Origin of the sequence: Candidatus Nitrosotenuis uzonensis (genome assembly GCF_000723185.1) — an archaeon.
Classification (GTDB): domain Archaea; phylum Thermoproteota; class Nitrososphaeria; order Nitrososphaerales; family Nitrosopumilaceae; genus Nitrosotenuis; species Nitrosotenuis uzonensis.
On record NZ_CBTY010000009.1, the window covers coordinates 410,486 to 437,174 of the forward strand.

Genomic DNA, 26,689 nt, shown 5'->3' on the forward strand with positions numbered 1-26,689 from the left:
CAAAAATCAGGTTTGATAATTGGTAAAAGTGTAAAATCCAGACATTCCATCATTACGGTATGCGCCTAAAGACGGAAATACTTGGAGTCGAATCAGGTGGCAGGCCGATTGTTTTTCTAAACAAGTATGACGCAGACGAGTTAGGAATATCTGCATCTGGTAGGGTTTTGCTCAGATCAAGAAAAGATATTACCGCAATAGTCAATGTTGCAACAAGGTCGGTCAGGAAAGGCCATGTCGGCATAAGCGAGGAAATACGAATGATGCTTGGCAAGGTTCCTCACTACATAGATGTAGAGATATCGTCATTTCCAAAGTCGCTCCAGTTCATACGAAACAAGCTGGAAGGAAAAAAGCTTGTCTACAAGGAAATTTACGAGATAGTAAAGGGTGTGGTGGACGGCAACCTCAGCGAAAACGAGATTGCCTCGTTTGTTACTGCATTGCATATACGAGGGTTGGACCTTGATGAGGCAACCAGTCTGTCCATGTCGATGGTCGAGACAGGGGCCAGGCTTAACCTTGGAAAGCGAGTTGTAGACAAGCATAGTGTAGGAGGAGTTCCAGGTGATAAGACCACTCTTTTGGTGGTTCCAATAGTTGCTGCCGCCGGTCTGATAATCCCAAAGACATCATCAAGGGCAATAACATCTGCTGCAGGAACTGCCGACAGGGCGGAGACTATCATGCCTGTTAATATTTCAAACAATGAAATGAAGAAGATAGTGAAAAAGTGTGGCGGCTGTCTTGTGTGGGGCGGTGCACTTGACTTGGCGCCTGCGGATGATATTTTTGTTAGGACGGAATATTCTTTGTACATTGACCCTCTTCTTTTGCCATCAATCATGAGCAAAAAGAAGGCCGTAGGAGCAACTCACCTAGTAGTAGACATACCTACTGGAAGGGGTGCAAAGGTAAAGACCATAAGCGAGGCAGACCAGCTTGCAAAGGACATAATCGAGCTTGGAAAAAGGCTAAAAATACACACTCATTGCGTTTTGACTTATGGGGAGCAGCCAATAGGATATACAGTAGGTCCTGCACTTGAGGCAAGGGAGGCACTTGAGGTTTTGATGAACGAGTCTAATGTGCCTGACTTAATTGACAAGGCCTGCAACATAGCAGGGACAATCTTTGAGATAACTGGAAGGAAGAACGGCTATGAGCTTGCAAAAAACATGTTAAAAACAGGCAGGGCCGAGGCAAAGCTGCGCCAAATGATCGGACTGCAAGGAGGCAACCAGAATATAATGCCAGACGACCTTCCGATTGGCAGTCATACGCTAAAAGTTAAGGCAAGAAAGGAAGGACAGGTCATTTGGATTAACAACAACGCCATAGTCGAGATTGCACGCAGTGCAGGAGCGCCAAAGGACAAGGGTGCAGGAATAGTATTTAATAAAAAGATTGGCGACCAAGTATCAAAGGACGACATACTCTTCACAGTTTATGCTGAAAAATCAAGAAAGTTAAACAGGGCTCACGATTTGCTAGAAGAGATAAACCCGATAGGAGTAGGAAAGAGGGCAGACATGGTGATTCATACAATAAAGGAGAGTCCCATGATCAAGAAGAGCTTCGTTCTGGAAAGATAATAGATATCACCGCTGGAATATTTTGTGTGGTTTTTGTTTTTTTGAACGTAATTTGCCCACAAAGCTCTCCTTATATTTTGAAAAAACAATATTCTAGTGCTTTTAGATAGTATGAAGTGTGTCCAGAAAACTTGTGGCAATTCTGTGGTGGTAACAGATGTTGATACCGGCGAGGTATTGTGTACAAAATGCGGTTCCGTGTTGGAAGAGAAAATAGAATCTTTTGGTCCTGAATACCAGACACGCGGCTTTGAGCAATATATGGAAAAGAGCAGGTCGGGTAGTAAGAGTACTCTAGCGCTTGACGATATGGGCCTTTCTACCATCATAGGTACAAAAAACAAGGACGCGACAGGAAATTCTCTTACATACGATATGAAAAACACCTTTGAGAGGCTGAGGATGTGGGATTCACGTAGCAAGTCATCGTCTGTTGAAAGGAGCTTAAAAACTGCGTTTGTCTTGCTAAATACGGTAAAAGAAAAGCTGGCAATTCCTGATACCGTGATAGAAAAGACGGCATATCTTTACAGAAAGGCGTTGGCAAAAAAGATGACTCGTGGAAGAAACATTTCTGCGTTGGTATCTGCCGCACTTTATGTCTCGTGTAAGGAATCGGGCGTGCCAAGAACGCTCAACGACATAGCAAATGCGGCAAATGTAAAAGTAAACGATGTTTCAAAGCATCTTAGGATTTTGGTAGAAAAGCTGGATCTTAGGCTTGCCTCGTACGATTCGGCGGATTTTGTCTCCAGAATAGCAAGCTCAGTTGGCATAGGAGAGAAGACACAACGCGATGCGCTATCCATACTTGCAAGCGCAAAGAAAAAGGGACTTGTGGAGGGCAAAAACCCGATAGCTATGGCAGCTACCTCGCTTTACCTGTCATCTATTATGAACAAGGAAAGCAAGACGCAAAGGGAAATTGCAAGAGCGTCTGGAATAAGCGAGGTAACCATAAGAAGCAGGACAAAATTCTTAAGCGATGTGCTGAATTTGCACTGCATAACTGCCTAGTGTCAATTCTGATAATCATCTGAATGTGTTTTAAATCAGAACTTTGTTTTTTGACATAATGAAAAGAATTGAGGCGATAATACAGGAAGACAAGCTTGGTAGTGTAGTAAACGCGTTAAAGATAAGCGAGGTAGGCGGAGTAACGATAACAATGTCCAAAGGAATCGGGGCAGGAGAGAGACCGATTCTCAGGGGCTCAAGGGGCACTGCTAAATTTGAGGCAGCATACAACAGAATTGCTACGGTGGTAACCGTGGTGGAAGACTCTAAGATAGACATGGTAGTAACTGCAATAATGAACGCGGCCAGCACCGGAAAGGCAGGGGATGGCAAGATATTTGTTACAAATGTGGAAGAAGCGTTCGATATTGCCACAAAGGAAAGTGGCAAAAATATTCTCTAGCTTGTCAGAATCAGCATTTTACAGGTAGAAAAAAGACAGCAATTATCTGTTTTTGCCAAACGCCCCTTGGTGATCAGGCAGGCAACATTTGCATTCTTTTTGATAGCACTCGACCACAGTCTCATGTCCACATGAGCCGCAATGACAGAATTTATCGTCTCTCATAGCTCTCAACTTCATCCTGAACTAATAAAAAACTCCACATTTACCAAACGTGATTTTCTCTAAATAATTAAAAAGGGTTAGAAATTATCATCAGACCGGTTTATAGATCAATACACCAGAATTCACAATCAAATGTATCATCTTGAAATAATCGTGTATCCATACAGAACTAATGCAAGTAAAAAAATGCGTATGTGAGTGTGGTTGTAGAAGAGAGGTCTCAAACAGATACTACAAGATATGCATACATTGCACCCTTGGAAATCACCGCGGCTCGTAATTAGCATTCACTACACATCTACACTATTCAATGGATTGCGCTATGATGTCAGACACATCTACTTGATTTGTTTTGTTCTCTATTGTATTGGAGCTGATAATTTTGTCAATGTCAGCATCCATCAATCGCTTTTCTGCGTTGTCGACTAGTAATGGATGGGTGCACACTGCAAAAATGCGTCTGCAGTAGCAGGATTTAGCGTACCGGGCTGCCAGAATCATGCTATTTCCTGTACTTATCATATCATCAATTAGAACCACATCTCTTCCTGAAAGATCAAGATTTTTCTGATGCAATATTTTCAGCTTGCCCGTTTTTCTGTCCCTTTGTTTGTTTAATGCTATTTGCTCAGCGCCAAGTATTTCAGCAAATTGTTTTGCTTTTTTAGACCAGAATAGATCCGGTGATATTATCATTGGGCTTTTCAGATCTAATTTTCTAAAATAACCTGCCATCTTTGGGACGGCGCTTGTATTCACCAGCGGTACATCAAAATAGTTTACTGCAAGGTTGCTGTGTATATCGACTGTGATAATTTTTGCCGCACCTGTAGCCCCAAGCAGTTTTGCCACCATTTTGCTTGTGACTATCTCGCCTGAAAGGAACTCCATGTCCTGCCGCATATAGCAAAGATATGGTATTACCGCTATGACACGTGAAGCTGTCTTTTTTGCCTTTGCGATAAGAGCCAAAGTCCGTATCATGTTGGTGTCAGCATGAGGATATGTGGTTTGTACCACGACTACGGTTCCCGTGGGTGTTTCTGGGAGTGTGATCTTGCTTTCGCCGTCAGGAAATATGGTTATCTGGGAATCAACGTATTTGCAGTCCAGTTTCGATGCAATTTTTCGTGCCAATTCTTTTGATTGCGAGCCGCCAATTACCGTAAACAACAGATACAAAATCGGTCTAAAATTCAAAGTCTTTACGTTCATTTCCACACATGATAATCATGATTCAGTTAAAGTGCACTTTGTCTCAATTGTCATCATGTCGTTTTTTGAGATAATTTCCACAAGGCATTCTGTCAGGCAATTTGAAGCCAGGTCGATTTCAGCCAATATTGTACAAAGAATATCCAGCACCGCAGTACGAGCTCCATATGAAGAAAATCTACAATCATGCAAGATTTTAGCAATAACAAAAAAAGACGCCAAACGCAGGCTTGCCAAAGCAGCTCATGGACAGGACTCTGTCGGTGATGCTGCTGTCCTGGTTGTCTTTTGCGCGGATCGAGGTCATGTCAAGACCCATGAGTGAGACAAGTCAGATCATCTAGTGCGGTTTCCCATGCTTGAACATATCAAAAAAATCAGCAGTCTGGAGTACAGAATTGAGACTGATGCAGCAATCGGCATGAACGTGCCTGTGAGGGTTTTTGCAAATGACGACCTGCTAAAAAAAATGATCAATGATAGGACCATAGAGCAGGCTGTCAACGTCGCAATGCTGCCAGGAGTCCAGAAAAACGTCGTGGTTTTGCCAGACGGCCATCAGGGATACGGATTCCCCGTTGGAGGAGTTGCCGCCATGGATTACTATGAGGGGATAATCAGCCCAGGAAGCGTAGGCTACGATATTAACTGTGGTGTGAGGCTTGTTCGAACAAATCTCACAGAAGCGCAAGTAAGACCGAGGCTTGAGGCACTGGTGGCCGAGCTTTTTGCCACAATCCCTGCCGGAATGAGCAAGAAGGAGGGATGCATTGACCTTTCAAGCTCCGAGCTTGACGAAGTACTTGTACGTGGGGTTCCCTGGCTTGCTGATCACAATTACGCTACAAAAGACGATATCCGGATGTGCGAGGAAGGTGGACATATGGAAGGCGCGGATCCTCATGCCGTCTCAGATGTTGCGCGCAGAAGAGCCATGCCACAGCTTGGAAGCATCGGATCCGGAAACCATTTTTTGGAAATACAAAAGGTGGACAAGATATATGACTTGGAAGCAGCCAAGTTAATGGGCCTTGAGGAAGGGCTAGTGACCATTTTGATACACTGCGGTTCAAGAGGTTTCGGGCACCAGATTTGCAAGGACTATCTGGTAGTCTGTGAGCATAGCCACCAAAAATATGGAATCGAGCTGCCGGATAGGCAGCTTGCATGCGTGCCCAACCTCTCCGAGGAAGGCGAGTCGTATAAGAAGGCCATGAGGGCAGCCATGAATTACTCGTGGTGCAACAGACAAGCTATCACCCACTGGACAAGAAGGTCGTTTGAGCTGGTTTTCGGTAAGTCAGAATCTGATCTTGACATGAAACTAGTATACGATATTGCACACAACTCTGCCAAGGTGGAGACCCACAGGATTGAAGGCCGTGAGAGAAAAGTCACGGTGCACCGAAAAGGCGCAACACGTGCGTTTCCTGCAGGCAGTGCGGAAATTCCAGAAAAATATCGCAGAATAGGACAGCCCACATTCATCCCAGGATCAATGGGCTCTGCAAGCTGGGTGCTGCTCGGAATGTCAAGCTCACTTGAGCTGACTTTTGGCTCTACCGTCCACGGAGCCGGAAGGTTGATGTCAAGGACTGCGGCCCATAAGGCATACAACTACAAGCAGGTAGTAGAGGATCTGCAGCAGAAGGGCATTCATCTCAGATCAACTACCAGATACGATGTAGTAGAAGAGGCCCCCCAAGTATACAAAGACGTGGATATTGTAGCAGAGATATCGCACAGATTGGGAATAGCTACAAAAGTGGCAAGACTGGTTCCGATCGGCGTGATGAAAGGATAACTAGGCTATCGGGGTTTCATCATACAATAGTTTTCTGCAGAACTGGTCCATTTTTTCAAGGCCTGAGGATATTATCTCTCTTATCTGGGCCTGTTCTGATGTGTCCAGCTCGGAGTTGTTTTTTGTAAGCGGTTGTACCACAACTGCCTTGGGATCGTTTACCGGTCTTCCTATTATATTATACATCCAGACAAAGACCTCTTCGATATCTGGCACTTGCTGTTGTATGTCATTTGCTAGCTTGAACGATAACGTGTTGTAGATTTTGCCTATGTGCGATACCGGGTTTTTGCCCGCAATCGCCTCGGCTCCTGCAGGCCGACTAATTGATATCACCTGGTTTGCCTTGTTTCCGCGCCCCACCTCACCGGAATCGGCATTGTCAGCAGAGGTTCCAAGCACCGTCAGATATGTTCCGTCGATTCCCCTGCCCTTATCATCAAGACAGTTTATTGCTCCATGGATGTTAAGATCCGTCTTTTCACTGGCATGTTCAATTATTGCCTCAAGTATTCGGTGTTTTTTTGCAAAATAATCATCAACCGAGTCCACGTACCTGTCGACAAAGGCAACAGCCACTGTAAGGTCAAGCCACTGTCCGTTCCTGAATCCCATTATTTTTACATCCTCGCCTGCAAAGGGAAATTCATCCTTGAACTTTTTAGAGTTGATGTACCGCTCTGTTTCAAGCACCACCGATTCTGTTTTTGTGAAAGGAGCATATCCCACAAGTGCAGACGTATCGTTTGAGGCAACTGTTTTGGAGCCCTCAAATATTGAGCGAAGTTCTTTTGAGCTCTGGCCAATCTCTAGGGCAAACTCCACATGTTCGTTGACATTTCTAAGATTGTTCTCAAACCAGGACTTGGCAGTAGTAATCATAAAGTCGCCTATTGGAACTCTGTGATCGTCTGATAGTATGGTTACCCTGTCCCCCATTATCAATTTCATCGGCTTTAGTACACTGCCTCCTCCAAACCTGTTCTCTGTTTGTCCTGCAACAAGCATCGTCTTGTCCAGATTGTGGTGCTGTATTATTCCCGTTTCTTTTAGGTATAGTTTTGAGAGCTCAATTGAGACTTTGTCCATGACAAGATCACAGATCGTATCTGGATGTCCTATTCCTTTGCGTTCCACAATCTCAAATTGTTTTTTAAAGGTGGGAGTTGCCTTTGTAGTCTCCACAAATATCTGCTCTGACAATTACTGTGAAGTAGATATTGTGCTAGATTAGGCCAAGTCATAATTTTCAGGGATGATAATTGATTTCCCCATTAATATGACATCATGCAGAGATCAGGCCAGATGGAAAAGGAAGCCGTACTGTATGAGAGGCTGCCAAACGACAAGGTAAGATGCCTTGCCTGTGCACGCTACTGTGAGATTGGCAAGGACCAGATAGGCCTTTGCGGTATTCGTGGAAACAAGGATGGTAAGCTGATGCTTTTTGTGTACGGCAAGGTCGCGGCGGCTCACATAGATCCGATAGAGAAAAAGCCAGTAATTCACTACAGGCCTGGGACGAAGATCTTCTCAGTTGGAACTACCGGATGCAATTGGCTGTGCAAATACTGCCAGAATTACGATCTGAGTCAGAGGAGGAAGGTGGAAGGCGATGATTATTCTCCTGAGGAGCTTGTCAGATCCGCACTGGATAACAAGTGTCATGGAATAGCGTACACATACAACGAGCCCACCATATTCATCGAGTTTGCAAGAGATTGTGGAGTCTTGGCAAGAAATCACGGCATGTTCAACATTTTTGTTTCAAACGGTTACTGTACCCCAGAATCGGTAAACATGATGAAGGAGTTTCTTGACTGCATAACGGTTGATTTTAAGGGAAATGGCGAGCAAAAATTTGTTCGCAGATATGTTGGCATTCCCAGCTCAGAGCCGGTGTTTGAGACCCTGCTTGAGCTGAAAAAAACAGACATTCACGTTGAGATTACGGATCTGGTGGTGCCACAGGTTGGAGATGATCTAGACCATGCAAGAAAGATGTGCAAGTTCGTTTATGATAACTTTGGCCCCGAGATGCCGGTGCACTTTTTGAGATTCCATCCAGACTACAAGATGATGGAATTTGAGCCAACCCCAGTAAAGACACTGGAAAACCATTACGATGTTGCAAAAAAAATGGGCCTCAAGTATGTATACATTGGAAACGTTCCGGGTCACAAGTATGAGAGTACCTACTGCCCTGAATGTGGCAAAATTGTTGTTCGAAGGTACAGTTTTGACATACTAGAATGGAATCTTGATGAGAGCAATTCGTGTAGGTTTTGCGGCAATCGGATTCCGATAACAGGAAGACTCGATAAGGATTACAGGGAAAAGAGATTCCAGATGGTAATCTAGCCATAGGCTGACATCAACGGGTTTTTTGATGATTCGCTTGGTTTTATTGAATAGACTTCCTTTATGCCAAGGGCCCACACTATGGGATTGGTTGCAGGGAATCCTAGCTCTTTTAGCTTTTTTGCAGCCTGAGCTACTATATCAGGATCGCTTACTTCCTCGACATCACCTTTTAGCTGAAAGCCGCCCCGGTTTGCCTTGTCCACTACTGCAACTGTAACCTTGGGCCAAGACCGTATGTTGGCAAATGTTTTATTCATGAATGCATCCGCAAAGACAATTTTTTCATCATCCAGAATTGCCATTACATACCGCGGAGAAATGTTTGGGTTTCCTAGTCTGTCAACGCTCCCCACAAGAACTACGTTGCCCTCTCGGATTATTAGTTGCACTATCTCGTCTGTTATTTTTACCATCATGATCTGTGTGCGCTCAAAAAGATAAAGTTTGGTCAGATTTTATCCAGTGATTTTGAAGTTATTTGCTGTGTTTTTGAAGATCTTCGTCGATTTTGAATTCTTCCTCGTCTGCATAAGCCTGCTCTGCGTGCTCTCCTATGTCAAGACCGATGTCTTCAACTTCTTTTGATACTCTAACGCCAATAAGGAAGTTCAGTACTTTCATTATTGCATACGTGCCTCCAAATCCTAGGGCTGCAGCAACACCCACGCCTATTGCTTGGATGCCGATCTGTTCGTAGTTACCAAATAATAGTCCGTCCGGACCTGTCGGGTTTATTGCAGATGATGCAAAAATTCCGATTGCAAGTGCGCCTATAATTCCAGCGATTCCGTGGACTGAGCTTACATCCAGTGCGTCATCGATTTTGAGTCTGTCCTTGATTAGTAGGACGCCGCAGTATGATGCAAGACCGATTGCAATTCCTATGATAAAAGAGTGCTCAACGCTGACATATCCTGATGCTGGGGTAATTCCTGCCAGTCCAGCTATTGCCCCGTTAATTGCTGCCACAACACTTGGTTTTCCTGTTCGCATCCATGAGAGTCCTACCCAGATAAGAGCTGAAACCGATGATGCCATGTGTGTTACAATCACAGTGTTTCCTGCAACTCCTCCTGATGCAAGGGCGCTTCCTGCGTTAAAGCCGAACCAACCCAACCACAAAAGCGATGAACCCAGTACTGCTATTGGTATGCTGTGAGGCACCATGATTGCAGGTCCGTAGTTTCTTCTTTTGCCAAGCACCATAGCGGCTGCAAGCGCTCCCATTCCCACACTTGTGTGAATGACTATGCCTCCTGCAAAATCAAAAACGCCTAGGGCCCCTAGCCATCCGCCACCCCACACCCAGTGGGTGAGCGGATAATAGATCAGTATAGACCAGGCAACAATAAACAGTATGAATGCGGAAAACTTCATCCTCTCGGCAATCACTCCAGTAAGAAGTAGTGGTGTAATACACGCAAACATAAGTTGGAATTTAGCAAACAGAACTCCAGGAATTGTCGGGGCGTATGGAAGTGAATCGTCCCAAGGCACGTTTTTTAGAAATACGTAATCAAGATTGCCTGCAAGGCCGCCCGTCTCATCAGGCCCGAACACAAGACTGAATCCAAAGACAAACCACATTACACTAAGAAGTGCCAGACCAAAGAATATCTGCATGAAAATTGAGACTGTGTTTTTTCTTCTGAGCAGACCTGCCTCAAAAAGACCCAAGGCTGGAATCATCAGCAATACAAGACTTCCAGCAACGAGAATCCATGCTGTATCACCTGTATCTATTGGCACAATCGCAAAAAAATTGATATCGTATATAATTCTGCCCTCAGATCGCAGTCTTGATTATCAATTGATAATCATCACATATCACAAGTGAGCGTTTTGACAAAATTTTTTACCGTGTACGATTGAGGGAGGATATTGATACGAATTGAGGTAATACTGCCAAAGAACGAAGTAATGGCAGTAAGTGAGGGATTAAAGAAGATTAACGTAGGCGGCCTTACAGTCTCAAAAAAGCGCGGAAGGGGCAAGAACCCAGGTCCTGAAATCCACGCATCAAAGGGAACTGAAATTTTCATCCCACAGTTTTCTGACAAATATGTGCTTGAGGTAATAGTTGATGAAAGTATGGAACAAGATGCAATCAAGATAATCAAGGAAAATGCCACAATCGGCAAGATCTTCGTTTACCCGGTTCTCAGAGCTGTAGATATAAAGTCAGGCGCCGAAGGCCAAAAAGCAATATAATAAAAATTAGAATTTTCCAACTGTTGATTTCCAGCATGATATGTGATACCAATTTTCTCTATACAAGGTCACATCCATCGCTGAAAGTGCACTTTTTTGGTTACATTTTTTGCATGTAACCCAAGTATCTTGCGATGACATGCTATCAGAGCAGAATTTTCTGTTTAAAGCATAGTGTGTGTATTTTTCAAAAAACAGTACTTGTTAAACTCTGATTATTCCCTGGCTTACGAGGAATTGTATTCCGGATACAAAGTCGGCATCACCGATTGTTCCGTCGGCCCACCACTTGGCGTTGTTTTTTATCCATACTGGGATCTGGTTTGTACCAGCTCCTGCAGGTGTTGTAGGAGGTATCTTGATAACTCCTTGTTTTATTAGGAATTGTATTCCGGATACAAAGTCGGCATCACCGATTGTTCCATCGGCCCACCACTTGGCGTTGTTTTTTATCCATACTGGGATTTGTATTTGTGTGGGGGGCTGCACCATGTTACCAATTTCAAATTTCATTGTAGCCGAAGAAAACGGGTTAAAGTCGACAAGGCCTCTTCCTACAAGCACTAGTTGGAGTGTGTATTTACCTTGTTCTGGTATTGTTATAAGCCTAGAGTCAACACCGCTTGGAACTGTGATTCCTAATAACTGCGGATTATTACCAATATTCTGTATGAATTCATCTCCTGATGAATCCATTACGCTGAATGCATACCGGATATCTTTTGCGATTTCACCGCCAGAGTCAAAAAATGCCAAAGTGAACGCCACATCCTTGTTTGCCCCATACCTGGAATCGTATGAGATTTTGGCTTTGTATCCGTTGGAAAATGCCACGTCTGATGATATTATTGCGTTCTCATCTGGCATTATCACTACTGTCATAGTGTGCTTGTCAGATGAGCCAAGCTTTTTGCTCATCGTTTTAAGCTCTTCGCTGCCAACTGCAAAATGCAACACGTTTACATCTTTTTTGGAATAGATATCATAATGAATGCCGCTTGGAAACATTGGTATTCCGTTTATTGTTCCTTTAAAGCTGTGAACTGAGCTGTACGGCGAAAATGATTTTGGGATCTCTATATCGTTTCTTACTAGCTGGACATGCTCTGCGTGTTCCCAATGAAATGGCATTGTGAAAGTAATTGCTTTTGTAGTCTCATCAAATTTCAATCCAGTCAAACTATCACCAAATGCTTTCACTGTAACTGGCGTATTCCCGCCTCCTGCTGCAAATGAGAATTGCTGTTCTTGTGCGATGTTGATGCTAGTTTCAAAGTTAATGTCTTGTGCTGTTTGTGTTTTTGGATTTGTAGCTCCTATGATTGCAACTTTGAGAGTGTATGTTCCGCTTTTATCAAATACAGGTCCCTTGATGATTGGGAGGCTGTTTCCTGACGAGGTGAGTGCGTTTGGTACCACAAGATCTTTTTCTCCCTCATAGGTTGTGCATCTCCAGAGATCTTTTTCTTGACAACCACCCACGGGTTGGACTCTTATGTTGAGCTCACCATCCTTATCAAAGAACATCTGATTTGCCAGAAGACTTTCTCCGCGGAATATTTGCACTCTATACGTTACGTGTTCTATGTTTGTGTTAGTATTGCTATCAAAGAATCTTATCTGCAGATTTGCCATTGTATTCTTTCCTGGTATAAAGTCAGGAGGATTCAGAATAGCACTCACAGTCACTTTTTTGTCTCCAAAGCTGATTGGTGGGGCTTGTTCTCCCCCATGGTGCTGCGCAAATGCAGTCGGAAACGAAAATGCGGAAATTAACAGTAACAAGTACAAGAGCACATATCGCATAATATAGTGACGACTCAGACTATATTAAAAATCTGTTCTGCAAAGGAGGAGTAAAATTAAATAATTTTGGCGCGTCATGCTTGGTTTCACAGTTGAGAATTTTCCGCGCTATTTAATTAGAGTGAAACTGTACGGTGCGTATGATATCTACAAAATTTAAGAATATTTTGGTACCGCTTGATGGCTCCAAGAATTCCATGCGTGGCTTAGATACTGCAATAGGTCTTGCCAGACAGTCACATGCAAAACTAGTAGGTATTTGTGTTCTGCAGAGGCCACCACATCCTGCATTCAGATCTGCCAGATCAGTTCAATATCCAGAAAAACAGATACTTCAGAATGCGCAGGATATTATGGATTTTGCGGAAAAGCATTGCGCGCAAAATGGTATCCTGTTTGAGAAAAAAATCACGTTTGGCGATCCAGGACACATGATAGTAAAGTTTGCCAAGGATAAAGGATTCGATCTCATAGTGATTGGAGCAAGAGGCATAGGAGCCGTCAAAGAGATCTTCTTTGGCAGCGTTTCAAACTATGTCCTACACAAGGCAACAATACCAGTGCTTGTAGTAAAATAGATTATTTGTTCCAAGAGACTGTATATGCCACGATTCTTTGGGATTTGGGGTTTTTTGCCATACCCCATTCATTTTCCGTGTGTCCTGAATTTTTCTCAGATATTGTGCCCCAGTTGAACTTGGGATTGTGTGTTTGAACCATGACGAGTTAGGCAGAAAAATTGACATAAACAGTATGATTGCATTGCAATGCAAAGCGTGCCTACTTGATATATTAAACAATGAGAATATGATGTCATGCAAATTCAACTTGTTGGAAGAAAAATCGACGATGATAGAAAAGACGCCATACTTGAGATAATCTCAGACAAATATTGTCGTGCAATAATAGAAACTACCATGAACGCGCCAAAATCTGCAATAGAGATCAGTGCGGAGTGCAAGATCCCGATCAGTACTGTATACAGGAGACTGCAGAGTTTGTACGATAACAGATTGCTTGCCATATCAGGCGCAATAACAACTGAGGGGAAGAAACATTTTCTATACAAAAGCAAGATAAGAGCCATAATCTCAAAGTTCAATGGCACAGATATTGATGTCGAGATAGTCCCAAACGTACCATGTTAGGGACTAATTTCCAGTTTTTGGTAATCATGATTGAGAATCAATATTGTATGATAAATCACTTGACAGGGATGCTTTTGTAATGGATCCCAAACCGTTTTCGAGTCCGGTTTTTACACTGTCAATGCATAACACGGTCCATGATGCGCTAAACACGATGAAAACCAACTTTATCAAGAGAGTGGCGATTGTCAAGGACACCAAACCGATAGGCATTGTGACAGAACGGGACATCAGCAGGTTTCTTGAAAAAGATACTACAAAGCGCGCTCTCGATGAGATTACGCTTAAGGAAATAATGAAAAAAAACCTAATCACAATACAAGCAAATCAGACAGACCACTTTGAGCAATGTGCAACGCGTATGATAACATTCAAGGTGGGCTCGATTATAGTGGTGGATGATGAGGGTAGGCTCGCTGGGATAACTACACAGACAGACATTACTGCAGCCTTTGCGTCCACATATTCTGGAAAATACAAAGTAAAGGACTACATGACAGACAAGGTTGTCACATGCAGAGAGACAGATTCGTTGCAGTATGCCCTTGAGCTCATTAACAAAAATGACGTATCAAGGTTAGTTGTCACAGACAATAAGGGCATTGTCAAAGGAGTCATTACCACAAATACATTTTTGAGGCATAGCGAATACTTTAAGGAAAACACTAAATCTCGTAGATATCTTCTGCCTGCAGAACGGGCAGATGCCAGAACGGTAAGTGAGTGGATTGAGAGCGAAATTCTTACAGTAGAGCAGGACGAGGATCTTGCTAATGCAGCAGCGCTTATGATAAAAAACAAAGTTAGCGGAATTCCAGTGGTTGTCATGAAGGATTCCAAACTTACAGGCGTTGTATCCAAGTTCGATGTTGTTAGAGCATACAGTAACGTCATACCACACGGCAAGGTTCTTGAGATATATCGTACCTATCCATAACTGTTAAAATACGATAAAAGATTCCTCCAGTTAATTGGAAAGCAATATTCCCAAGCGAAAGCCTCATGCGCCAAAAAAAGAGACCACACGAAGTATAACTTACAGGCTTCCTGCTAAAGTTGTAGAGGAATTAGAAACGGAAGCAATGCAGAAGAGCATTTCACAGAACGTACTAGTCAGACAGATTTTGGAAAGATACCTGAGCTGGGACAGGTTTTCGGATAAAATAGGCATGATTCCCATCCCGAAGAAAATAATGGAATCATTAGGAATTGATCTTGAAGGCGAAGACATCAACGATATCGTCGATGTGATAAAACCAATAATCAAAGAATCTGTCCTTTTCATGAAGGGCAAGTATGATCTGAAAAGATGTATCGAGACATTGGAGGATTATATGCGTGCATCAGGAATGAAGTCAGACCACAGGATTGAAGGAGCAGTGCACCATTTTATCATACAACACGAACTTGGCATAAAATGGTCATTTTTTACAGAACAATTACTAAAGGAAATATTTAGAGAATTTTTGCCCGAACAGAATCTCAAATGTCAGACAACGGAAAAAACAGTGATTGCCTCCATACCGCTAGGTTCTGATTTTTCCGAGCATGATTACTAAAAAAATAAAAATATTACTGGACTTGTACTGGAGAGCTTTTCGGCTTTGGTGTTGGAACTGCCTTTGGTACTGTTATGTTAAGAACTCCATCTACAAGTTTCGCTTGTGCTTTGGATGATAATATCTTTTCAGGTAGAGGTATTGTTCTATAGTATGAAATTTCACTTCTTTCTTTTCTGACATAGTTTTTCTTTTTTTCTTCCTCCTCTTCTTTGTGTTGTGCTGATACTTCAAGTGAATTATCAGAGGCGTTGAGTTTAATCTCGTTCTTTTTTACGCCAGGAACGTCAAGCTTTATGACGTATCTGTCACCTTCATCTGCGATATCACAGGTCATTGAAGCGGGTCTTGGAAGCATTGTTTGAATTGTAGGAAATGCGCTAAGTGATCTTTCAAATTCTCTTCTAAAGTTGTCGAATGCTCTATCAAGGCTTGTCCAGTTGATTGGCCATACAGGGACAAGTTCAGTCTGTTTTTGTGAGTTATTTTTTGTCATTGCGCTGTATTGTAAAATATTATTAAATAAGATAATGAAGATTCTCAAATTTGGAATTTGTCTGAAAATCAGATCTGATAATTTACAATATTTTATTTATTTTTAGGCTGCAATCACGGTTAGAATGCAAAAAGAGATTTACGATTTTATGAAAAATCATATGGACCTTCTTATCGGTCAGGCAAAGTCGTATTTGCCATTCGTCAAGAATGCATTTCCCAACACTAATTTGTCTGATTCCTGTTTTAATCTGATAGTAAGTAATGCATTTTACGTATTTTTGAGTCAGTATGCGATGCGGATACAATCTCCATCTGAGCAAGATCTTGCAGAGTTTGGAAATCTTGTTAGTCAATACAGGGCCAAAGTAGACGAGATGTTCAAATAATCATTCTATATTAATTGGATTTCCTTGGAATGATTTTGGCATGGTTATTGTCAATCTTCCATCAGAGAACCGTGCAGAGATCTCTTCCACATCTACATTTTTTGGGATTGGTAGGCTTTTTTTGAAATATTCAAACTGATATTGTCGTCCTCCCTTGGAATCAGTATATACTTCCTTTAGTTTTGCTTCTACCACCAGCGTCTCGTTGGAATCAATGCTTACTGCTATGTCTTTTTTTTCAACTAATGGGAGATCAAATTCTAGGACCCATTTTGATTCATGTTCTCTAATGTATGATAGAGGACTCAATATTTTTTGTTCAAGGTCGTCACCGAATTGCAAAATAGGCAAATGCAGAAAATCATCATCAATCCAATTAATTTTCAATATCATCACCGGTATATTGGAGGCACGTTTGAAGGAGCCGGCTTTTCTTGTTGGTATAGCGCTTCGAGTGTTTCCTGCATGAGATTGCGGTGTTGAATTCGCAAATAATCTACTCGCTTTTGGATGTCGGTTGTATCTACCTGGATGTTTATCACATTAGCAAGGGAGGTAATTGCATGCACTGATGCTTGCGGGTCTGGAAAATATGGATGGCACGAAGTATAAAGCATAAGCAAAGGAATTCTGGAATTTCTGAATGTGCTTATTACTGCAGCATCGGTTCCAATAATAGACCCTGCAAGAAATTTCGGGATGGAGTTATCATACAATAGTTTTTCTAGCGATTCATCTGTTGCAAGGCCGTATGTTTTGATGTCTTTTTTGTCTACGCTTTCAGTGTCAACACCGCTTGGAACTATCACCTTGCTTATTTTCTCACGCTTACAGAATTCTGCAAGTGAATGTACAAACTCGTATGCAATGTCAGGATGGATAGGCACGTCTGCGATTATGGCGTAAAGGTCGCCTTTTTTATAGATCCTAATTGGCCCTATTATCTCACCGTTTTCCACAAATACGGTAGGAGGCATTTCAGGATGGTTGATTTCCCCTACCAGTTGCATCTGAAGATGCGATATAATGTAGGAAATGGTGAACGTGCCGATAAGACCGTTTCCTGGAAATCCAAGCAGCAGTATTCTTTCGGATTTGGCCTTTGCTTTGTTTGATTTTTTTTGTGTCAATGTGATACCGTTATCTGTTCACACCATCTTTCTTATGCTGATTTTGTAGCGACGTTTTGCACGCTTGGAGAGCTTTCTTAGTATTATTGATGATAACTCATCAAATGCTTTTGATAAATCATAATTGGTAGTAGAAAAGCTGTCTCTCTTGGTCGGGGTTGCTATGAGTGTTGAGACCTCATAGTTGTATCTGCTACCAGTGCCATGTAATTTTTTCACATATACTCTTGCCTCCAGAATGTCCGGATATACTTTGGCTAATCTGTCAAGTGTTTTTGTGAATTTGCGAGTGATTATATCAGAGTTGTCCTCTGCTGGCATTCCCACCACAAACAATGGAACGGCGCTCTTTTGTTTTGTGACAAGCAAATTTAGAATATCCCTGTAAGTGATTATACCCTGCAGGCCAGAACGCAGTGTCACAAGGCAGAACGTGGTATTTGCGTGGAGCATTGTACTAAGAACTGTACTTAGGTCATCAAGTGGTGAGCAACTTGCCATCCTGTTTGTCCCAAGATTCCCAACGGAGGATTCCAAGTTTCGTATCTTCTTTGCTCCAATGTCTTTTTTGCCAACGCGCTCCCGTGGAAGAATTGTCTTGAGTAGATGGTATGACGTCAGTACTTGAGAGACTTCGTTATTGTTGACCACCGGCAAGTGATCAATTCTCTTGTCAGTCATTATTCTCCTTGCAGTGCTAAGCGGGGTCTGCTTGTCAATCACTATTGGATTTGGTGTGAAGAACTGGTTTGCCTTTATCCATTTATTGTCAAGCTCAGAGATCAGTTTTAAGATGCTCTTTGATTCCACTATTCCTACCACCTGATCGCCTTTTACCACAGGAGCAGATCTTATTCGGTTATGTGTAATAATGCGTACGGCCTCTTCAACGGTGCTATTTTCAGATAGGCTTGAAACTGTGTTGAAAAACGGCTCTACGCTCATGCGCGTTATGTCTTTACTTTGTAGAAGATCGCGAATGTTTACGTTAAATGTTGCGTTGTTTTTCCTACAAAAGGCATCAAACGTATTGGAACCGGCCATATTAGAAATTACTTGAGAGACCTTCATTGTGGGCTCTATTACAGTAGCCTTGCTCACGATGGAGTTGATTTTTTCTCTCATTATCTTGTGCATATGTTCGTGAATTACATCAAGACTCATTGTTGAACTACGATCATATTATTAATAAATTAAACAAGTAATACAATTTCCAATACTGATATTCAGACAAAATGTTATTCTATCTAGGTTTTGCCGATATAATGAAGGCAATGAAGTTAAAAAATTCCAGTCTTGATCAAATACTGAGGAATTCGATCACAGTGCAACAGAATTCTACATTGCTTGAGGCAAGAGATGTTTTGCTAAGGCACAAGCTGAGCAGACTGCCCGTCGTTGATTCTAATGGAAGACCGGTAGGCATGATCACAGAAAAAGACTTTGTTAGAACAATATACGAGTATGGAGGCAGATCAATTGAGAAGATCCTAGTAAGAGATTTTATGTCAAAAAACCTGATAACTGTAAAAAGATCTGACACCGTTTATGATTGTGCAAAGCTTATGAGCGGCAATAAGATCAGTTCGATTTTGGTTTTAAATGATGATGGCAAGCTTGCAGGCATTGTGACAAAGACAGACCTAGTCTCCATATTCTTGACACGTGCTACAAGTTCTTTGTCCGTTTCCGAGATTATGACCCCCCATGTGATCACCGTTATGCCTGCAGATTCGCTTTTACTAGTAGAAAGCCTTCTTGTAAAACACAAAATCTCACGAATAGTTGTGGAAAGGAACAAACGGCCTGTAGGCATTATAACAAACAGAGATTTTCTGCCTGCAAAGATGCCCAGATGGATAAGGCAGTTTGCCGATCCTAAAGAGGTTGAAGAATACAGGCTCAATCCAAAGCCGGATGAATTTAGGATGAACCAGCTTTCCTATATTTTGTCATTCAGAGCAGAGGACATAATGACTGCAAATCCGATCACTGTTGGTGCCTCAGAAGACGTCTCCGTTGCCGCCTTGTTGATGATAAGAAATGGCATAAGCGGGCTTCCAGTAGTAAGCAAGTCCAAGCTTGTGGGAATCATAACAAAATCCGACATAGTAAATGCTATTGCAAAACGTTAAGCCTTATGATACTGTGACCATTCCAACTCGCCATGGGTGTATTGTACAAAAGTAATGGTATACTCCACCTTGATCAAACTTGTGCGTGAATCTCTCGCCTGTCTTTAACGCTTTGCTATTAAACAGTGGTATTACATTACCTTTGTCATCCTGGCTTACTATCGTATGCTCTATGTTATCGTCGTTTATCCAGACTACAGTTGTTCCTCTTTCTATCTCAAGGTTCAGTGGCATGTAAAACCCGACATTTCCTACCTTGGAATTTCCATTTGGTATGACGATATTTGCAACTGATGTCTTTTTCTTGGTTGCTTGTTCCTCCAATACTATGATTTTGTTATCTAAAAGAAATTTTATTGCATTCAGAAACTCCGTTTCAGATATCTTGCCCTCAGCATACCACATTGCAGTATTTTTTACCCACTCTGGTACACGCTCAGCTACAGCGTTAGAATGAGCCGCAAGAATCAGCATTGCGGTTGCAAAAACAAGCATTTTGACAAGATGCAACGGAAAATATTCGTCACATGAAGATATAATTTGGGTGCAAAAATCCAGAGTTGGAAATTACGAGTATGTTATTAAGATAAAGATGGGCGGCTACCCTTCTGAAGCCGATTTTCCGCCATCAATGTTCAGTATTGTGCCCGTAATCCATTTTGCTTCATCGGATGCAAGAAAAACTGCTGCGTTTGAGACATCCGCAGGCTCACCTATTTTGTGAAGAGGTTGTCTTTCTTCTAGTACTTTGCGTGCCTGCTGGTCTTCAAGGTAAGGTTTTATCATGCCTGCGTTGATTATTCCAAGGTTAAGACAGTTACAGCGTATGTTTTTTCTTGCGTATTCTACTGCTATTGATTTGGTGAACATAGAAAGTGCCGCCTTCGTAGCTGAATACACTGCAAGATGTACTTTTGGTATTGCTCGCTCGCTTGATATAGAGCCTATATTTATAATGCAACCGCTCTTGTTATCCAGCATTTTTGGTATGACAGCTTTTGTGACGTTAAATGTACCGACAATATTTGTATTGACAAGATCTGCTATATCAGAGTCCTTCATTTCATGAAAGTGAATTGCATCGTTGATTTTTGCCGCATTATTTATCAGAATATCTATTCTTCCGTATTTGTCAACTACCTGCTCTATCACGCTCAGCGTCTGTGAGTTATCAGTAATATCGCATGTCATGGAAACTGCGGATTCCTTGTTTTTTAATGCAGAGCGGGCCTTTTCCAAGGATGCGATGTTGCGTCCCATCATAACAACTGTGGCACCTTCATCAACGAATTTTTTTGACATATCTGCACCTATGTCACTTGAAGCGCCAGTTATGACGGCTATCTTATTCTTCAATCTCATAATTACTCTAGTATTAATTATCTTAAATCAATTGTGTTTTGGTTCTCAAGTCTGATTTTCGTACTTACTTTACTATTAAAACTGGAACTGGAGACTTGTGGAGTATATAGTTGGAAACACTTCCAAAGAAGAACTCCCTTGCAGCAGTTCTGCCGCGAGAACCCATCACGACAAGGTCAATTTTGTTATTTTTACTTTTGATAAAGCGTAAAATAACATCTGCTGGCGAGCCAAACTCTACAATTTCTGCAAAATCCACTCCTTCTTTTTGACAGTCGGATTTTGCTTTACCAAGCATGCTGAGCGCGTATTTTCTTTCTTCCATCTGAAATGTGAGTGGATCACATATTTGTGCCTCAGTTATTGGAAGCACGTTCACTGCGTAAAAGCCTATGATTTTTGCGTCAAGACCCTTTGCAAGTATTATTGCGGTATCTAGAGCACGAAACGAATTATCAGAACCATCGATCGGAACCAGTATTCTTTTGATCGTGCCCATACTGAAAGGGGTGAAAAATCCTACATAAATAACAGTCAAATTCTCAGTCTTGAGTTTCAGCTATCTAAAATAACAAGTAGCTTTAAGGTGTGTTATCGTGGAAATGCAATACGATTACAAAAATTGGGATGAGATAGAAAAATGTGTTGACTTGCTTGTGGATAAGCTATTCAAGTACAAAGGTAAATTTACTAGTATTTCAACGGTCAGCAGAGGCGGACTAGTTCCTGCAAGATTAGTAGCAGACAGGCTCGATATCAGGCGGATTGTTGTCGACCCAGAGGCAATCCAATCAGACTCGCTGTTTGTTGATGATATTTACGACACGGGAGAGACATTCAGAAGAATGATAGACAGAGCAGATGATCCTGAACATTTAGTGTATGCGACACTTTATGCAAGGACTGGAAAAAATCATCCAAAGCAACTCATATATGCAAAGTTAACAAAAGGCAACGAATACCTCGTTTATCCATGGGACAGATTCGAACACGGTAAAATAGACGGAACTGCAAGCATTTAGTTTGGTTTCATTCGTAGTAGAATCTGCTCTGTTATTTTGGTCATCTCAGAATCAGAGCCCACACTGCACAGCCTTACAACATCTGAGGTAGTGACAATTCCTACTAACCTGTTGTCCTTTACTGCAGGAACTCGGTGAATTTTTCTTGCCTTCATAAGTTGTGCAAGTTCCCATACAGAATCATCTGGGTTTATTACTATGAGCGGTGATGACATTACTTCTTTTACGTTAGTCGAAAGTGGTTTTCCTTTAGAAACAATTCTCCTTACAATATCACGTTCAGTGATTATACCTACGGCAATGCCTTTTTCAAGTACAACAATGGCACCAATCGAAGCATCATCCATCATTTTGGCGGCATCCTGGACAGTCATAGACGAGTCAATTGAGATTACGTTCTTTTTCATGATTTCATTAACTAGTGGCGGGGCCATTGGTTGAATGTGAGCATCTCCAGTTTAAAAGATCAAGACATGATTATCATGAATAGTAAAATCAGACATGACATTCGGGGTAATCTGTTAAATATCGTAATTTCTGATTCAAATTTGGCATGGGCATTCTTGAAAATCTTGACGGGTTTGAGCCAAAAAAGGCAACGGAATCCCTCAATCTTTTGTTGGAAACCAGAAGCAATGAATTCAAAGAGCTTGCTGCAGGCATGGGCATACCCACAACTGCAAAGAACTGGGAGCACATAATTCTGAAATTCTGTCTTGATTTTACTGTCTGTTTTCACACAATGACATCGGTTGAGGGCCCCAATGATACGACAGAGGAAAGCCACAACAAGATTCACCAGTGCATGACGCTGCTAAGGCAGATTGCACATGGCAGAACAAGCATGATCGAGTTTACTCACTTGCAGAATCTTGCCTACTCACTTGCAGAGGAATACAAGACAATATACAAAAGACTCAGATGATCAAGGATATGTTGCCATCTGGCTCTCGATTAGATTACGGTATGCCCACTCAATAAGCTCTTTTTTTGTGTGAGCCCATCTTATATGTCCGGCGTATTCTGTTTTGTCCCTGATGTGTCTTGGATAAGCACCAAGCGGGCATTTTTCAAAATTATCTACAACGTATGCTATCATTGCTTCCCTGTGCGATGCAAGATGCTTTAACCACTGAACTTTTGCAGCATATATAGGTCTTGGATTTGCACAAAAGACACATACGGCTCTGTTGTGCATGCTCATATCTTTACCACTGCATGTTTGCCGCATTAAGAGATTCTTCTGTGGCCTCAAGTCCCAGTGGAGAATCTGAAAGTTCATTTGGATTCAAGGAATAGAATATTTTCGGTACAAACTTGACTAGGTGTGGATTTTTATTTTCTTTGAGTATGCGTTGTCTGTGCTCTCTTGTGAGCCTGTCGATTATTCTAGCAGTTATGTCAGCTCTTGTTTTTTTGTCGATTACAACTTGCACCTTTCCTTTTATTTGGTAACCTCCAAGTCTTTTTTTGTCAAACACTGTAATACTACACCATGGATTTGTTTGAAAGTTCCGATATGTTTTATGTTTGAAAAGCTCAAGCCAGTATATAGTACCATCAGGTGCCAAAAAGAAGGTTGTTCTTGGAGATACATTCGGCATTCCCATCTTGTCAGCAGTCCCCACTACGAATGCCTTTTCTTTCCGGATCAGCTGCTTTATCTTCTCTGGGATTAGAACCATGCTTAGTTGCCCAAATCCAATTGTATTAAGAATAAAATATGATTATCAGTCTTGGTTTTATTTTATTATTAAAACGGAACATAGAGAATGGTTTGCTATTTTTGATGATACCGAGCCTAGAAGGAATTGTAGTACAGCGCCAAGCCCCTTGCTTCCAACCACTATCAGATCCGTTCCATCCGATTTGGAGAATTTTATTACCTCGCTTGCTATATTGCCCTCTTTTGTGACTAATTTTGGCTCAATGCCACATTCTCTTGCTATCTTTTGCGCCCTTTCGAGTGAGGATTTTGCATATTTGCGCAAGATTTTCGTGTATTCTCCTCCCGCCAAAAGATCCGATTTTTTTGTTCTTTCCACCACGTGGATTAATGTTATTTGTGAAGAATATTTTTTTGCAAGATCGCAGGCACGTCTGAGCGCTGCTTCTGAATATTTGGAGCCGTCACAGCATACAAGGATCTTGGAGAAACCAGATACCATACTACAAAATGCGATGAAGCGGATTTAATCATTGTGTAGATTACTAACAAGAAAAGACGAGAATGCAAAAAAGGCATACCGAAGTACACTTTTGAGGTTATCACCCCGCATTCCCGTCCACACGCACGAGAATTTCTTCTCGTACATTTCTAATGTGTTTTCATGACAGTTAAACACTGATCATGATTATCAATAATGAAAATTGCAGATTACCATTGGTGATAGTACATAGTATGTTTAAATAAAATCAACGAGGACGGAACTTGTTGATACAAACCAGAATTAAAAAAATTCTTGTGCCGATGGACGGCTCTGCAACCTCCTTCAAGGCACTTGCACAGGCAATAGAAATTGCACGTACGTGTCAGGCTACAATTCTAGGAATAAATGCGATATCGTTTCTGCCTGCAGAGTTTATGCCATCCGTCGTTCCATACAAGATTTACCAAAAAAAAGAGGCTGGCAAGTTTATGGAAAAGGCAAAACTGAAAGCAGCAAAAAAAGGCATACTATTCAAGTACATGATAGTTTATGGGAATCCAGTAGATCAAGTAATTAACACGGCCAAATCCAAAAAGTTTGATCTTATAGTTATTGGCGCAAGAGGTAAGGGAAGGATAGCAGAGGTATTCCTTGGAAGCGTTTCAAACGCAATACTACACAAATCCCAGATTCCAGTCATGATAGTAAAATAAGCATATGAACTACCAAAGAATTCTAGTTCCCTATGATGGCTCCAAATTCTCAAAAAGCGCACTAAATGAAGCCGTCAAGATTGCCAGAAATGGAGGTGGAACGATCTATTTGTGTACTGTTATAACTGCTGGAAACGTGGTACCCCCTGGAGCCCTAATGGGGCTTTTACGTAGTGCATCAAAGGGCGAATTAAGACAGAGGCTGCTAAAATCCGCAAGGGCCGAGGCAAAAAAGATGCTCTCTGCACAGATAAAACATTGCGAAAAGGAAGGAGTTGCTGCGCAGTACGATATAGTGGCAAATGAGGATATCGCTCTTGACATACTAGGAATTGCAAAAAAGAGAAAAGCTGACCTGATTGTGATTGGAAGTCAGGGACTTCATGGCATAAGTAAAATAAAGTCCTTAGGTAGTGTTAGCAGAAAAGTTTCAGAGTTTGCAAGCTGCCCAGTACTCATAGTTAGATAGATTTGCGGTACTTTGAGAGTATGTTGACTACTATTTGATCGGGTATTTGATCAAATTTTCTGTAGAATTGCCCGACCGATGTGAATTCTTGTGGAATCTCAATGGCAATTATGGTGATTCCAAATTGTTTTATTATCTCATGCGTGATATACGGGATCACCGGAGTTGCCAGAATTATGTCGGTAACGTTCTTTTGTTCTAGCCATTTTAGAATGGCACATACTGTGGAACCAGTAGCAATACCATCGTCTGTTAGAATCACGGTTTTGTTGTCAAAATTGTATTCAGTATTTCCACGATACGTCATAATCTGTCGCATGACTTCGTTTTTCTTTTTAATAATTTCTTGCCTAAATTTAGGATCTGATGAATATCGATTCCAATCATCCCCAAAATGTATGATATCATCATACGTTATAGCTCCAATTGCGTATTCTGGGTAATCTGGTGGTGTGATTTTTTTTGAGATTATCACATCAAGTGGTAAGCCAAGCTCCCTTGCTATAGCATCACCGACAATTACACCCCCTCTTGGAATTGCCAGAACTATGCAGTCTTTGCCTTTTATTATAGAGGCAAGTTTTTCTGCCAAGAGCCGGCCTGCATGAAGCCTGTCATGAATCATTATTGCGCCTCAGATATTGTTTTACGATTGTTTTGTATTTGATATTACGCTTCAGCGGCAAGTGAGAACACTATATCCGATTTTGTTATTATGCCAACAAGCTTTGATTGTCTTACCACTGGAAGCCCGCTTATGTCATATCTATACATTAGTAGTGCTGCAATCGAGATATCGTCCGATGGTTCTATTGTAACTGGATTTTTTGTCATTATATCCTCTGCTCTGAACGTAAGAACATAGTTTAGTTGGTTTACGTTATACTTGTTCGGAGTTCTACTATACCATACATCCATTAGCTCATTAGGATCTGTAAATGTGCCAAGCCTGTTAGGTATTCTCACAGGAATAAAATCTCTGAATGTGATTATCCCAACAAGCTTTTCGTTTCTTATTACAGGAACCCGCGATATTTTGTTGTTTATTAGAATGCTTTCAACCAGATATAGCGAATCTTGCGGTGACACTGTCACAACGTCTGTGGTCATGATTTTTGAAATTTTCAGATGTTCTGTTTCCTGAACTAGAAAATTGAATACAAGATCCGTTTTTGTGACTATGCCCTCCAGAGATTTGTCGTCTTCAAGTATCACAAGCGAGCTGATATTGTTTTCTTTCATCATTCTGGCACATTTGTAAACAGAATCCTGTTTTTTTGCAGTGATTAGGTTTTTTGACATGCAATCCTGCACGGTTATGGACCCAAGAGGCTTTGCTCCTATCGGAAATATTGAACGCAGGATATCCTTTTCTGTTATTATGCCCACAGGCTTGTAGCTTTTGTCTATTACCACAAGCCGGCTTATACGGAACTTTTGCATGATCTCTATTGCGTCAAGAACGCCTACATGTGGTGTTACGGTTATGGCTTTTTTTATCAACGAGCTGCGCAATCCGGGATTTTTCAGTAGCATT

Annotated in this window: 36 protein-coding genes; 17 read left to right on the forward strand and 19 right to left on the reverse strand. The window is 41.6% G+C overall.

The window, feature by feature from the left end:
- Positions 1-59 precede the first annotated feature (59 nt).
- The 3 genes from NITUZ_RS07625 to NITUZ_RS07635 all read left to right on the forward strand — a co-directional run bounded on the left by NITUZ_RS07625 (position 60) and on the right by NITUZ_RS07635 (position 3,015).
- Positions 60-1,595: an AMP phosphorylase gene (locus NITUZ_RS07625; protein WP_048196728.1), complete on the forward strand. Its 1,536-nt coding sequence runs from the start codon at positions 60-62 to the stop codon at positions 1,593-1,595.
- A gap of 147 nt (positions 1,596-1,742) precedes the next feature.
- Complete coding sequence (locus NITUZ_RS07630) at positions 1,743-2,612, forward strand: transcription initiation factor IIB (RefSeq protein ID WP_081844917.1); 870 nt, start codon at positions 1,743-1,745, stop codon at positions 2,610-2,612.
- A 58-nt stretch (positions 2,613-2,670) separates the two neighbouring features.
- Complete coding sequence (locus tag NITUZ_RS07635; RefSeq protein WP_048196732.1) at positions 2,671-3,015, forward strand: P-II family nitrogen regulator; 345 nt, start codon at positions 2,671-2,673, stop codon at positions 3,013-3,015.
- A gap of 468 nt (positions 3,016-3,483) precedes the next feature.
- Here the strand turns inward: NITUZ_RS07635 and NITUZ_RS07640 are convergent, their stop codons facing one another.
- Positions 3,484-4,395: a ribose-phosphate diphosphokinase gene (locus NITUZ_RS07640; protein ID WP_048196735.1), complete on the reverse strand. Its 912-nt coding sequence runs from the start codon at positions 4,393-4,395 to the stop codon at positions 3,484-3,486.
- Between the two features lie 55 nt (positions 4,396-4,450).
- Between NITUZ_RS07640 and NITUZ_RS10190 the strand changes: the two genes are divergently transcribed.
- Both NITUZ_RS10190 and NITUZ_RS07650 read left to right on the forward strand, forming a co-directional pair.
- Positions 4,451-4,720 (forward strand): nitroreductase family protein, encoded by a 270-nt coding sequence (locus NITUZ_RS10190; RefSeq protein ID WP_048196737.1) that lies wholly within the window; start codon positions 4,451-4,453, stop codon positions 4,718-4,720.
- Positions 4,721-4,750: 30 nt separating this feature from the next.
- Positions 4,751-6,199: an RtcB family protein gene (locus tag NITUZ_RS07650; protein WP_048196738.1), complete on the forward strand. Its 1,449-nt coding sequence runs from the start codon at positions 4,751-4,753 to the stop codon at positions 6,197-6,199.
- On the opposite strand, the gene NITUZ_RS07655 is transcribed toward NITUZ_RS07650, so the two are convergent.
- Positions 6,200-7,402: a methionine adenosyltransferase gene (locus NITUZ_RS07655; RefSeq protein ID WP_081844904.1), complete on the reverse strand. Its 1,203-nt coding sequence runs from the start codon at positions 7,400-7,402 to the stop codon at positions 6,200-6,202. It lies immediately after the preceding gene.
- A 102-nt stretch (positions 7,403-7,504) separates the two neighbouring features.
- Here NITUZ_RS07655 and amrS point away from each other — a divergent pair, with 102 nt between their 5' ends.
- A complete protein-coding gene (gene amrS / locus NITUZ_RS07660; protein WP_048197059.1) occupies positions 7,505-8,560 on the forward strand; it encodes an AmmeMemoRadiSam system radical SAM enzyme in 1,056 nt (351 codons plus the stop codon).
- On the opposite strand, the gene NITUZ_RS07665 is transcribed toward amrS, so the two are convergent.
- Together NITUZ_RS07665 and NITUZ_RS07670 are read right to left on the reverse strand one after the other, a co-directional pair.
- Positions 8,557-8,976 carry a pyridoxamine 5'-phosphate oxidase family protein gene (locus NITUZ_RS07665; protein ID WP_177309475.1) on the reverse strand — a complete coding sequence of 140 codons (420 nt, stop codon included), beginning with the start codon at positions 8,974-8,976 and terminating at the stop codon, positions 8,557-8,559. The genes amrS and NITUZ_RS07665 overlap by 4 nt on opposite strands.
- Positions 8,977-9,037: 61 nt before the next feature.
- A complete protein-coding gene (locus tag NITUZ_RS07670; protein WP_048196742.1) occupies positions 9,038-10,312 on the reverse strand; it encodes an ammonium transporter in 1,275 nt (424 codons plus the stop codon).
- A gap of 132 nt (positions 10,313-10,444) precedes the next feature.
- Here NITUZ_RS07670 and NITUZ_RS07675 point away from each other — a divergent pair, with 132 nt between their 5' ends.
- Positions 10,445-10,774: a P-II family nitrogen regulator gene (locus NITUZ_RS07675; RefSeq protein ID WP_048196743.1), complete on the forward strand. Its 330-nt coding sequence runs from the start codon at positions 10,445-10,447 to the stop codon at positions 10,772-10,774.
- Positions 10,775-10,978: 204 nt separating this feature from the next.
- On the opposite strand, the gene NITUZ_RS07680 is transcribed toward NITUZ_RS07675, so the two are convergent.
- Entirely contained in the window at positions 10,979-12,580 is a 1,602-nt protein-coding gene (locus NITUZ_RS07680) for a peptidase (protein ID WP_244443844.1), read from the reverse strand.
- A gap of 140 nt (positions 12,581-12,720) precedes the next feature.
- Between NITUZ_RS07680 and NITUZ_RS07685 the strand changes: the two genes are divergently transcribed.
- The gene (locus tag NITUZ_RS07685; protein WP_048196745.1) at positions 12,721-13,158 is read left to right on the forward strand and encodes a universal stress protein; all 438 of its coding nucleotides are present in this window, start codon (positions 12,721-12,723) and stop codon (positions 13,156-13,158) included.
- A 1-nt stretch (position 13,159) separates the two neighbouring features.
- Here the strand turns inward: NITUZ_RS07685 and NITUZ_RS10195 are convergent, their stop codons facing one another.
- Positions 13,160-13,300 carry a hypothetical protein gene (locus NITUZ_RS10195; protein ID WP_177309476.1) on the reverse strand — a complete coding sequence of 47 codons (141 nt, stop codon included), beginning with the start codon at positions 13,298-13,300 and terminating at the stop codon, positions 13,160-13,162.
- A 95-nt stretch (positions 13,301-13,395) separates the two neighbouring features.
- Between NITUZ_RS10195 and NITUZ_RS07690 the strand changes: the two genes are divergently transcribed.
- The 3 genes from NITUZ_RS07690 to NITUZ_RS07700 all read left to right on the forward strand — a co-directional run bounded on the left by NITUZ_RS07690 (position 13,396) and on the right by NITUZ_RS07700 (position 15,287).
- Positions 13,396-13,728: a helix-turn-helix domain-containing protein gene (locus NITUZ_RS07690; protein ID WP_048196747.1), complete on the forward strand. Its 333-nt coding sequence runs from the start codon at positions 13,396-13,398 to the stop codon at positions 13,726-13,728.
- Positions 13,729-13,807: 79 nt separating this feature from the next.
- The gene (locus tag NITUZ_RS07695; protein WP_048197064.1) at positions 13,808-14,665 is read left to right on the forward strand and encodes a CBS domain-containing protein; all 858 of its coding nucleotides are present in this window, start codon (positions 13,808-13,810) and stop codon (positions 14,663-14,665) included.
- A gap of 34 nt (positions 14,666-14,699) precedes the next feature.
- A complete protein-coding gene (locus NITUZ_RS07700) occupies positions 14,700-15,287 on the forward strand; it encodes a hypothetical protein (protein WP_048196750.1) in 588 nt (195 codons plus the stop codon).
- A gap of 13 nt (positions 15,288-15,300) precedes the next feature.
- On the opposite strand, the gene NITUZ_RS07705 is transcribed toward NITUZ_RS07700, so the two are convergent.
- On the reverse strand, positions 15,301-15,783 hold the full coding sequence (locus tag NITUZ_RS07705) for an Hsp20/alpha crystallin family protein (RefSeq protein ID WP_048196756.1): 483 nt from the start codon (positions 15,781-15,783) through the stop codon (positions 15,301-15,303).
- A gap of 124 nt (positions 15,784-15,907) precedes the next feature.
- Between NITUZ_RS07705 and NITUZ_RS07710 the strand changes: the two genes are divergently transcribed.
- Positions 15,908-16,171, forward strand: a complete 264-nt coding sequence (locus tag NITUZ_RS07710) for a hypothetical protein (RefSeq protein WP_048196758.1) — start codon at positions 15,908-15,910, stop codon at positions 16,169-16,171.
- Here the strand turns inward: NITUZ_RS07710 and NITUZ_RS07715 are convergent, their stop codons facing one another.
- From NITUZ_RS07715 to NITUZ_RS07725, 3 genes are read right to left on the reverse strand one after another with little or no spacing between them, the layout of a single operon-like run.
- Positions 16,172-16,558 carry an Hsp20/alpha crystallin family protein gene (locus NITUZ_RS07715; protein ID WP_239654857.1) on the reverse strand — a complete coding sequence of 129 codons (387 nt, stop codon included), beginning with the start codon at positions 16,556-16,558 and terminating at the stop codon, positions 16,172-16,174. It abuts the gene before it with no gap.
- A gap of 5 nt (positions 16,559-16,563) precedes the next feature.
- Positions 16,564-17,301 carry a proteasome assembly chaperone family protein gene (locus tag NITUZ_RS07720; protein ID WP_177309477.1) on the reverse strand — a complete coding sequence of 246 codons (738 nt, stop codon included), beginning with the start codon at positions 17,299-17,301 and terminating at the stop codon, positions 16,564-16,566.
- A gap of 18 nt (positions 17,302-17,319) precedes the next feature.
- On the reverse strand, positions 17,320-18,465 hold the full coding sequence (locus NITUZ_RS07725; protein ID WP_048196764.1) for a CBS domain-containing protein: 1,146 nt from the start codon (positions 18,463-18,465) through the stop codon (positions 17,320-17,322).
- Between the two features lie 101 nt (positions 18,466-18,566).
- Here NITUZ_RS07725 and NITUZ_RS07730 point away from each other — a divergent pair, with 101 nt between their 5' ends.
- Complete coding sequence (locus tag NITUZ_RS07730; RefSeq protein ID WP_244443845.1) at positions 18,567-19,436, forward strand: CBS domain-containing protein; 870 nt, start codon at positions 18,567-18,569, stop codon at positions 19,434-19,436.
- 3 nt (positions 19,437-19,439) lie between these two features.
- On the opposite strand, the gene NITUZ_RS07735 is transcribed toward NITUZ_RS07730, so the two are convergent.
- From NITUZ_RS07735 to NITUZ_RS07745, 3 genes are all read right to left on the reverse strand, one after another.
- Positions 19,440-19,946 (reverse strand): cupredoxin domain-containing protein, encoded by a 507-nt coding sequence (locus NITUZ_RS07735; protein WP_244443846.1) that lies wholly within the window; start codon positions 19,944-19,946, stop codon positions 19,440-19,442.
- Positions 19,947-20,036: 90 nt separating this feature from the next.
- On the reverse strand, positions 20,037-20,798 hold the full coding sequence (locus NITUZ_RS07740; protein WP_048196766.1) for an SDR family NAD(P)-dependent oxidoreductase: 762 nt from the start codon (positions 20,796-20,798) through the stop codon (positions 20,037-20,039).
- A 64-nt stretch (positions 20,799-20,862) separates the two neighbouring features.
- On the reverse strand, positions 20,863-21,297 hold the full coding sequence (locus tag NITUZ_RS07745) for a universal stress protein (protein WP_048196768.1): 435 nt from the start codon (positions 21,295-21,297) through the stop codon (positions 20,863-20,865).
- 103 nt (positions 21,298-21,400) lie between these two features.
- Between NITUZ_RS07745 and NITUZ_RS07750 the strand changes: the two genes are divergently transcribed.
- The gene (locus tag NITUZ_RS07750; protein WP_048197076.1) at positions 21,401-21,820 is read left to right on the forward strand and encodes a phosphoribosyltransferase; all 420 of its coding nucleotides are present in this window, start codon (positions 21,401-21,403) and stop codon (positions 21,818-21,820) included.
- Here NITUZ_RS07750 and NITUZ_RS07755 read toward each other — a convergent pair.
- A complete protein-coding gene (locus tag NITUZ_RS07755; RefSeq protein ID WP_048196771.1) occupies positions 21,817-22,254 on the reverse strand; it encodes a CBS domain-containing protein in 438 nt (145 codons plus the stop codon). The two genes, NITUZ_RS07750 and NITUZ_RS07755, sit on opposite strands and share 4 nt — an antisense overlap.
- 119 nt (positions 22,255-22,373) lie before the next feature.
- On the opposite strand from NITUZ_RS07755, the gene NITUZ_RS07760 reads away from it, so the two are divergent.
- Positions 22,374-22,745, forward strand: a complete 372-nt coding sequence (locus NITUZ_RS07760) for a hypothetical protein (RefSeq protein ID WP_048196773.1) — start codon at positions 22,374-22,376, stop codon at positions 22,743-22,745.
- Here NITUZ_RS07760 and NITUZ_RS07765 read toward each other — a convergent pair whose 3' ends face one another.
- Genes NITUZ_RS07765 through NITUZ_RS07775 form a run of 3 tightly spaced genes read right to left on the reverse strand, consistent with a single transcriptional unit; the run spans position 22,746 to position 23,988 of the window.
- Positions 22,746-23,024, reverse strand: coding sequence for a hypothetical protein (locus NITUZ_RS07765; protein WP_048196775.1), 279 nt, complete (start codon positions 23,022-23,024; stop codon positions 22,746-22,748).
- Positions 23,025-23,028: 4 nt separating this feature from the next.
- Positions 23,029-23,505: a pyridoxamine 5'-phosphate oxidase family protein gene (locus NITUZ_RS07770; RefSeq protein ID WP_048196776.1), complete on the reverse strand. Its 477-nt coding sequence runs from the start codon at positions 23,503-23,505 to the stop codon at positions 23,029-23,031.
- A gap of 57 nt (positions 23,506-23,562) precedes the next feature.
- Positions 23,563-23,988 (reverse strand): universal stress protein, encoded by a 426-nt coding sequence (locus NITUZ_RS07775; RefSeq protein ID WP_048196778.1) that lies wholly within the window; start codon positions 23,986-23,988, stop codon positions 23,563-23,565.
- Positions 23,989-24,254: 266 nt separating this feature from the next.
- On the opposite strand from NITUZ_RS07775, the gene NITUZ_RS07780 reads away from it, so the two are divergent.
- Positions 24,255-24,683: a universal stress protein gene (locus tag NITUZ_RS07780; RefSeq protein ID WP_052370133.1), complete on the forward strand. Its 429-nt coding sequence runs from the start codon at positions 24,255-24,257 to the stop codon at positions 24,681-24,683.
- A 4-nt stretch (positions 24,684-24,687) separates the two neighbouring features.
- On the forward strand, positions 24,688-25,152 hold the full coding sequence (locus NITUZ_RS07785; RefSeq protein ID WP_048196779.1) for a universal stress protein: 465 nt from the start codon (positions 24,688-24,690) through the stop codon (positions 25,150-25,152).
- On the opposite strand, the gene NITUZ_RS07790 is transcribed toward NITUZ_RS07785, so the two are convergent.
- Together NITUZ_RS07790 and NITUZ_RS07795 are read right to left on the reverse strand one after the other, a co-directional pair.
- Positions 25,145-25,777, reverse strand: coding sequence for a phosphoribosyltransferase (locus NITUZ_RS07790; RefSeq protein ID WP_048196781.1), 633 nt, complete (start codon positions 25,775-25,777; stop codon positions 25,145-25,147). The genes NITUZ_RS07785 and NITUZ_RS07790 overlap by 8 nt on opposite strands.
- A 44-nt stretch (positions 25,778-25,821) precedes the next feature.
- Positions 25,822-26,688 (reverse strand): CBS domain-containing protein, encoded by an 867-nt coding sequence (locus NITUZ_RS07795; protein WP_048197079.1) that lies wholly within the window; start codon positions 26,686-26,688, stop codon positions 25,822-25,824.
- Position 26,689: the final 1 nt, after the last annotated feature.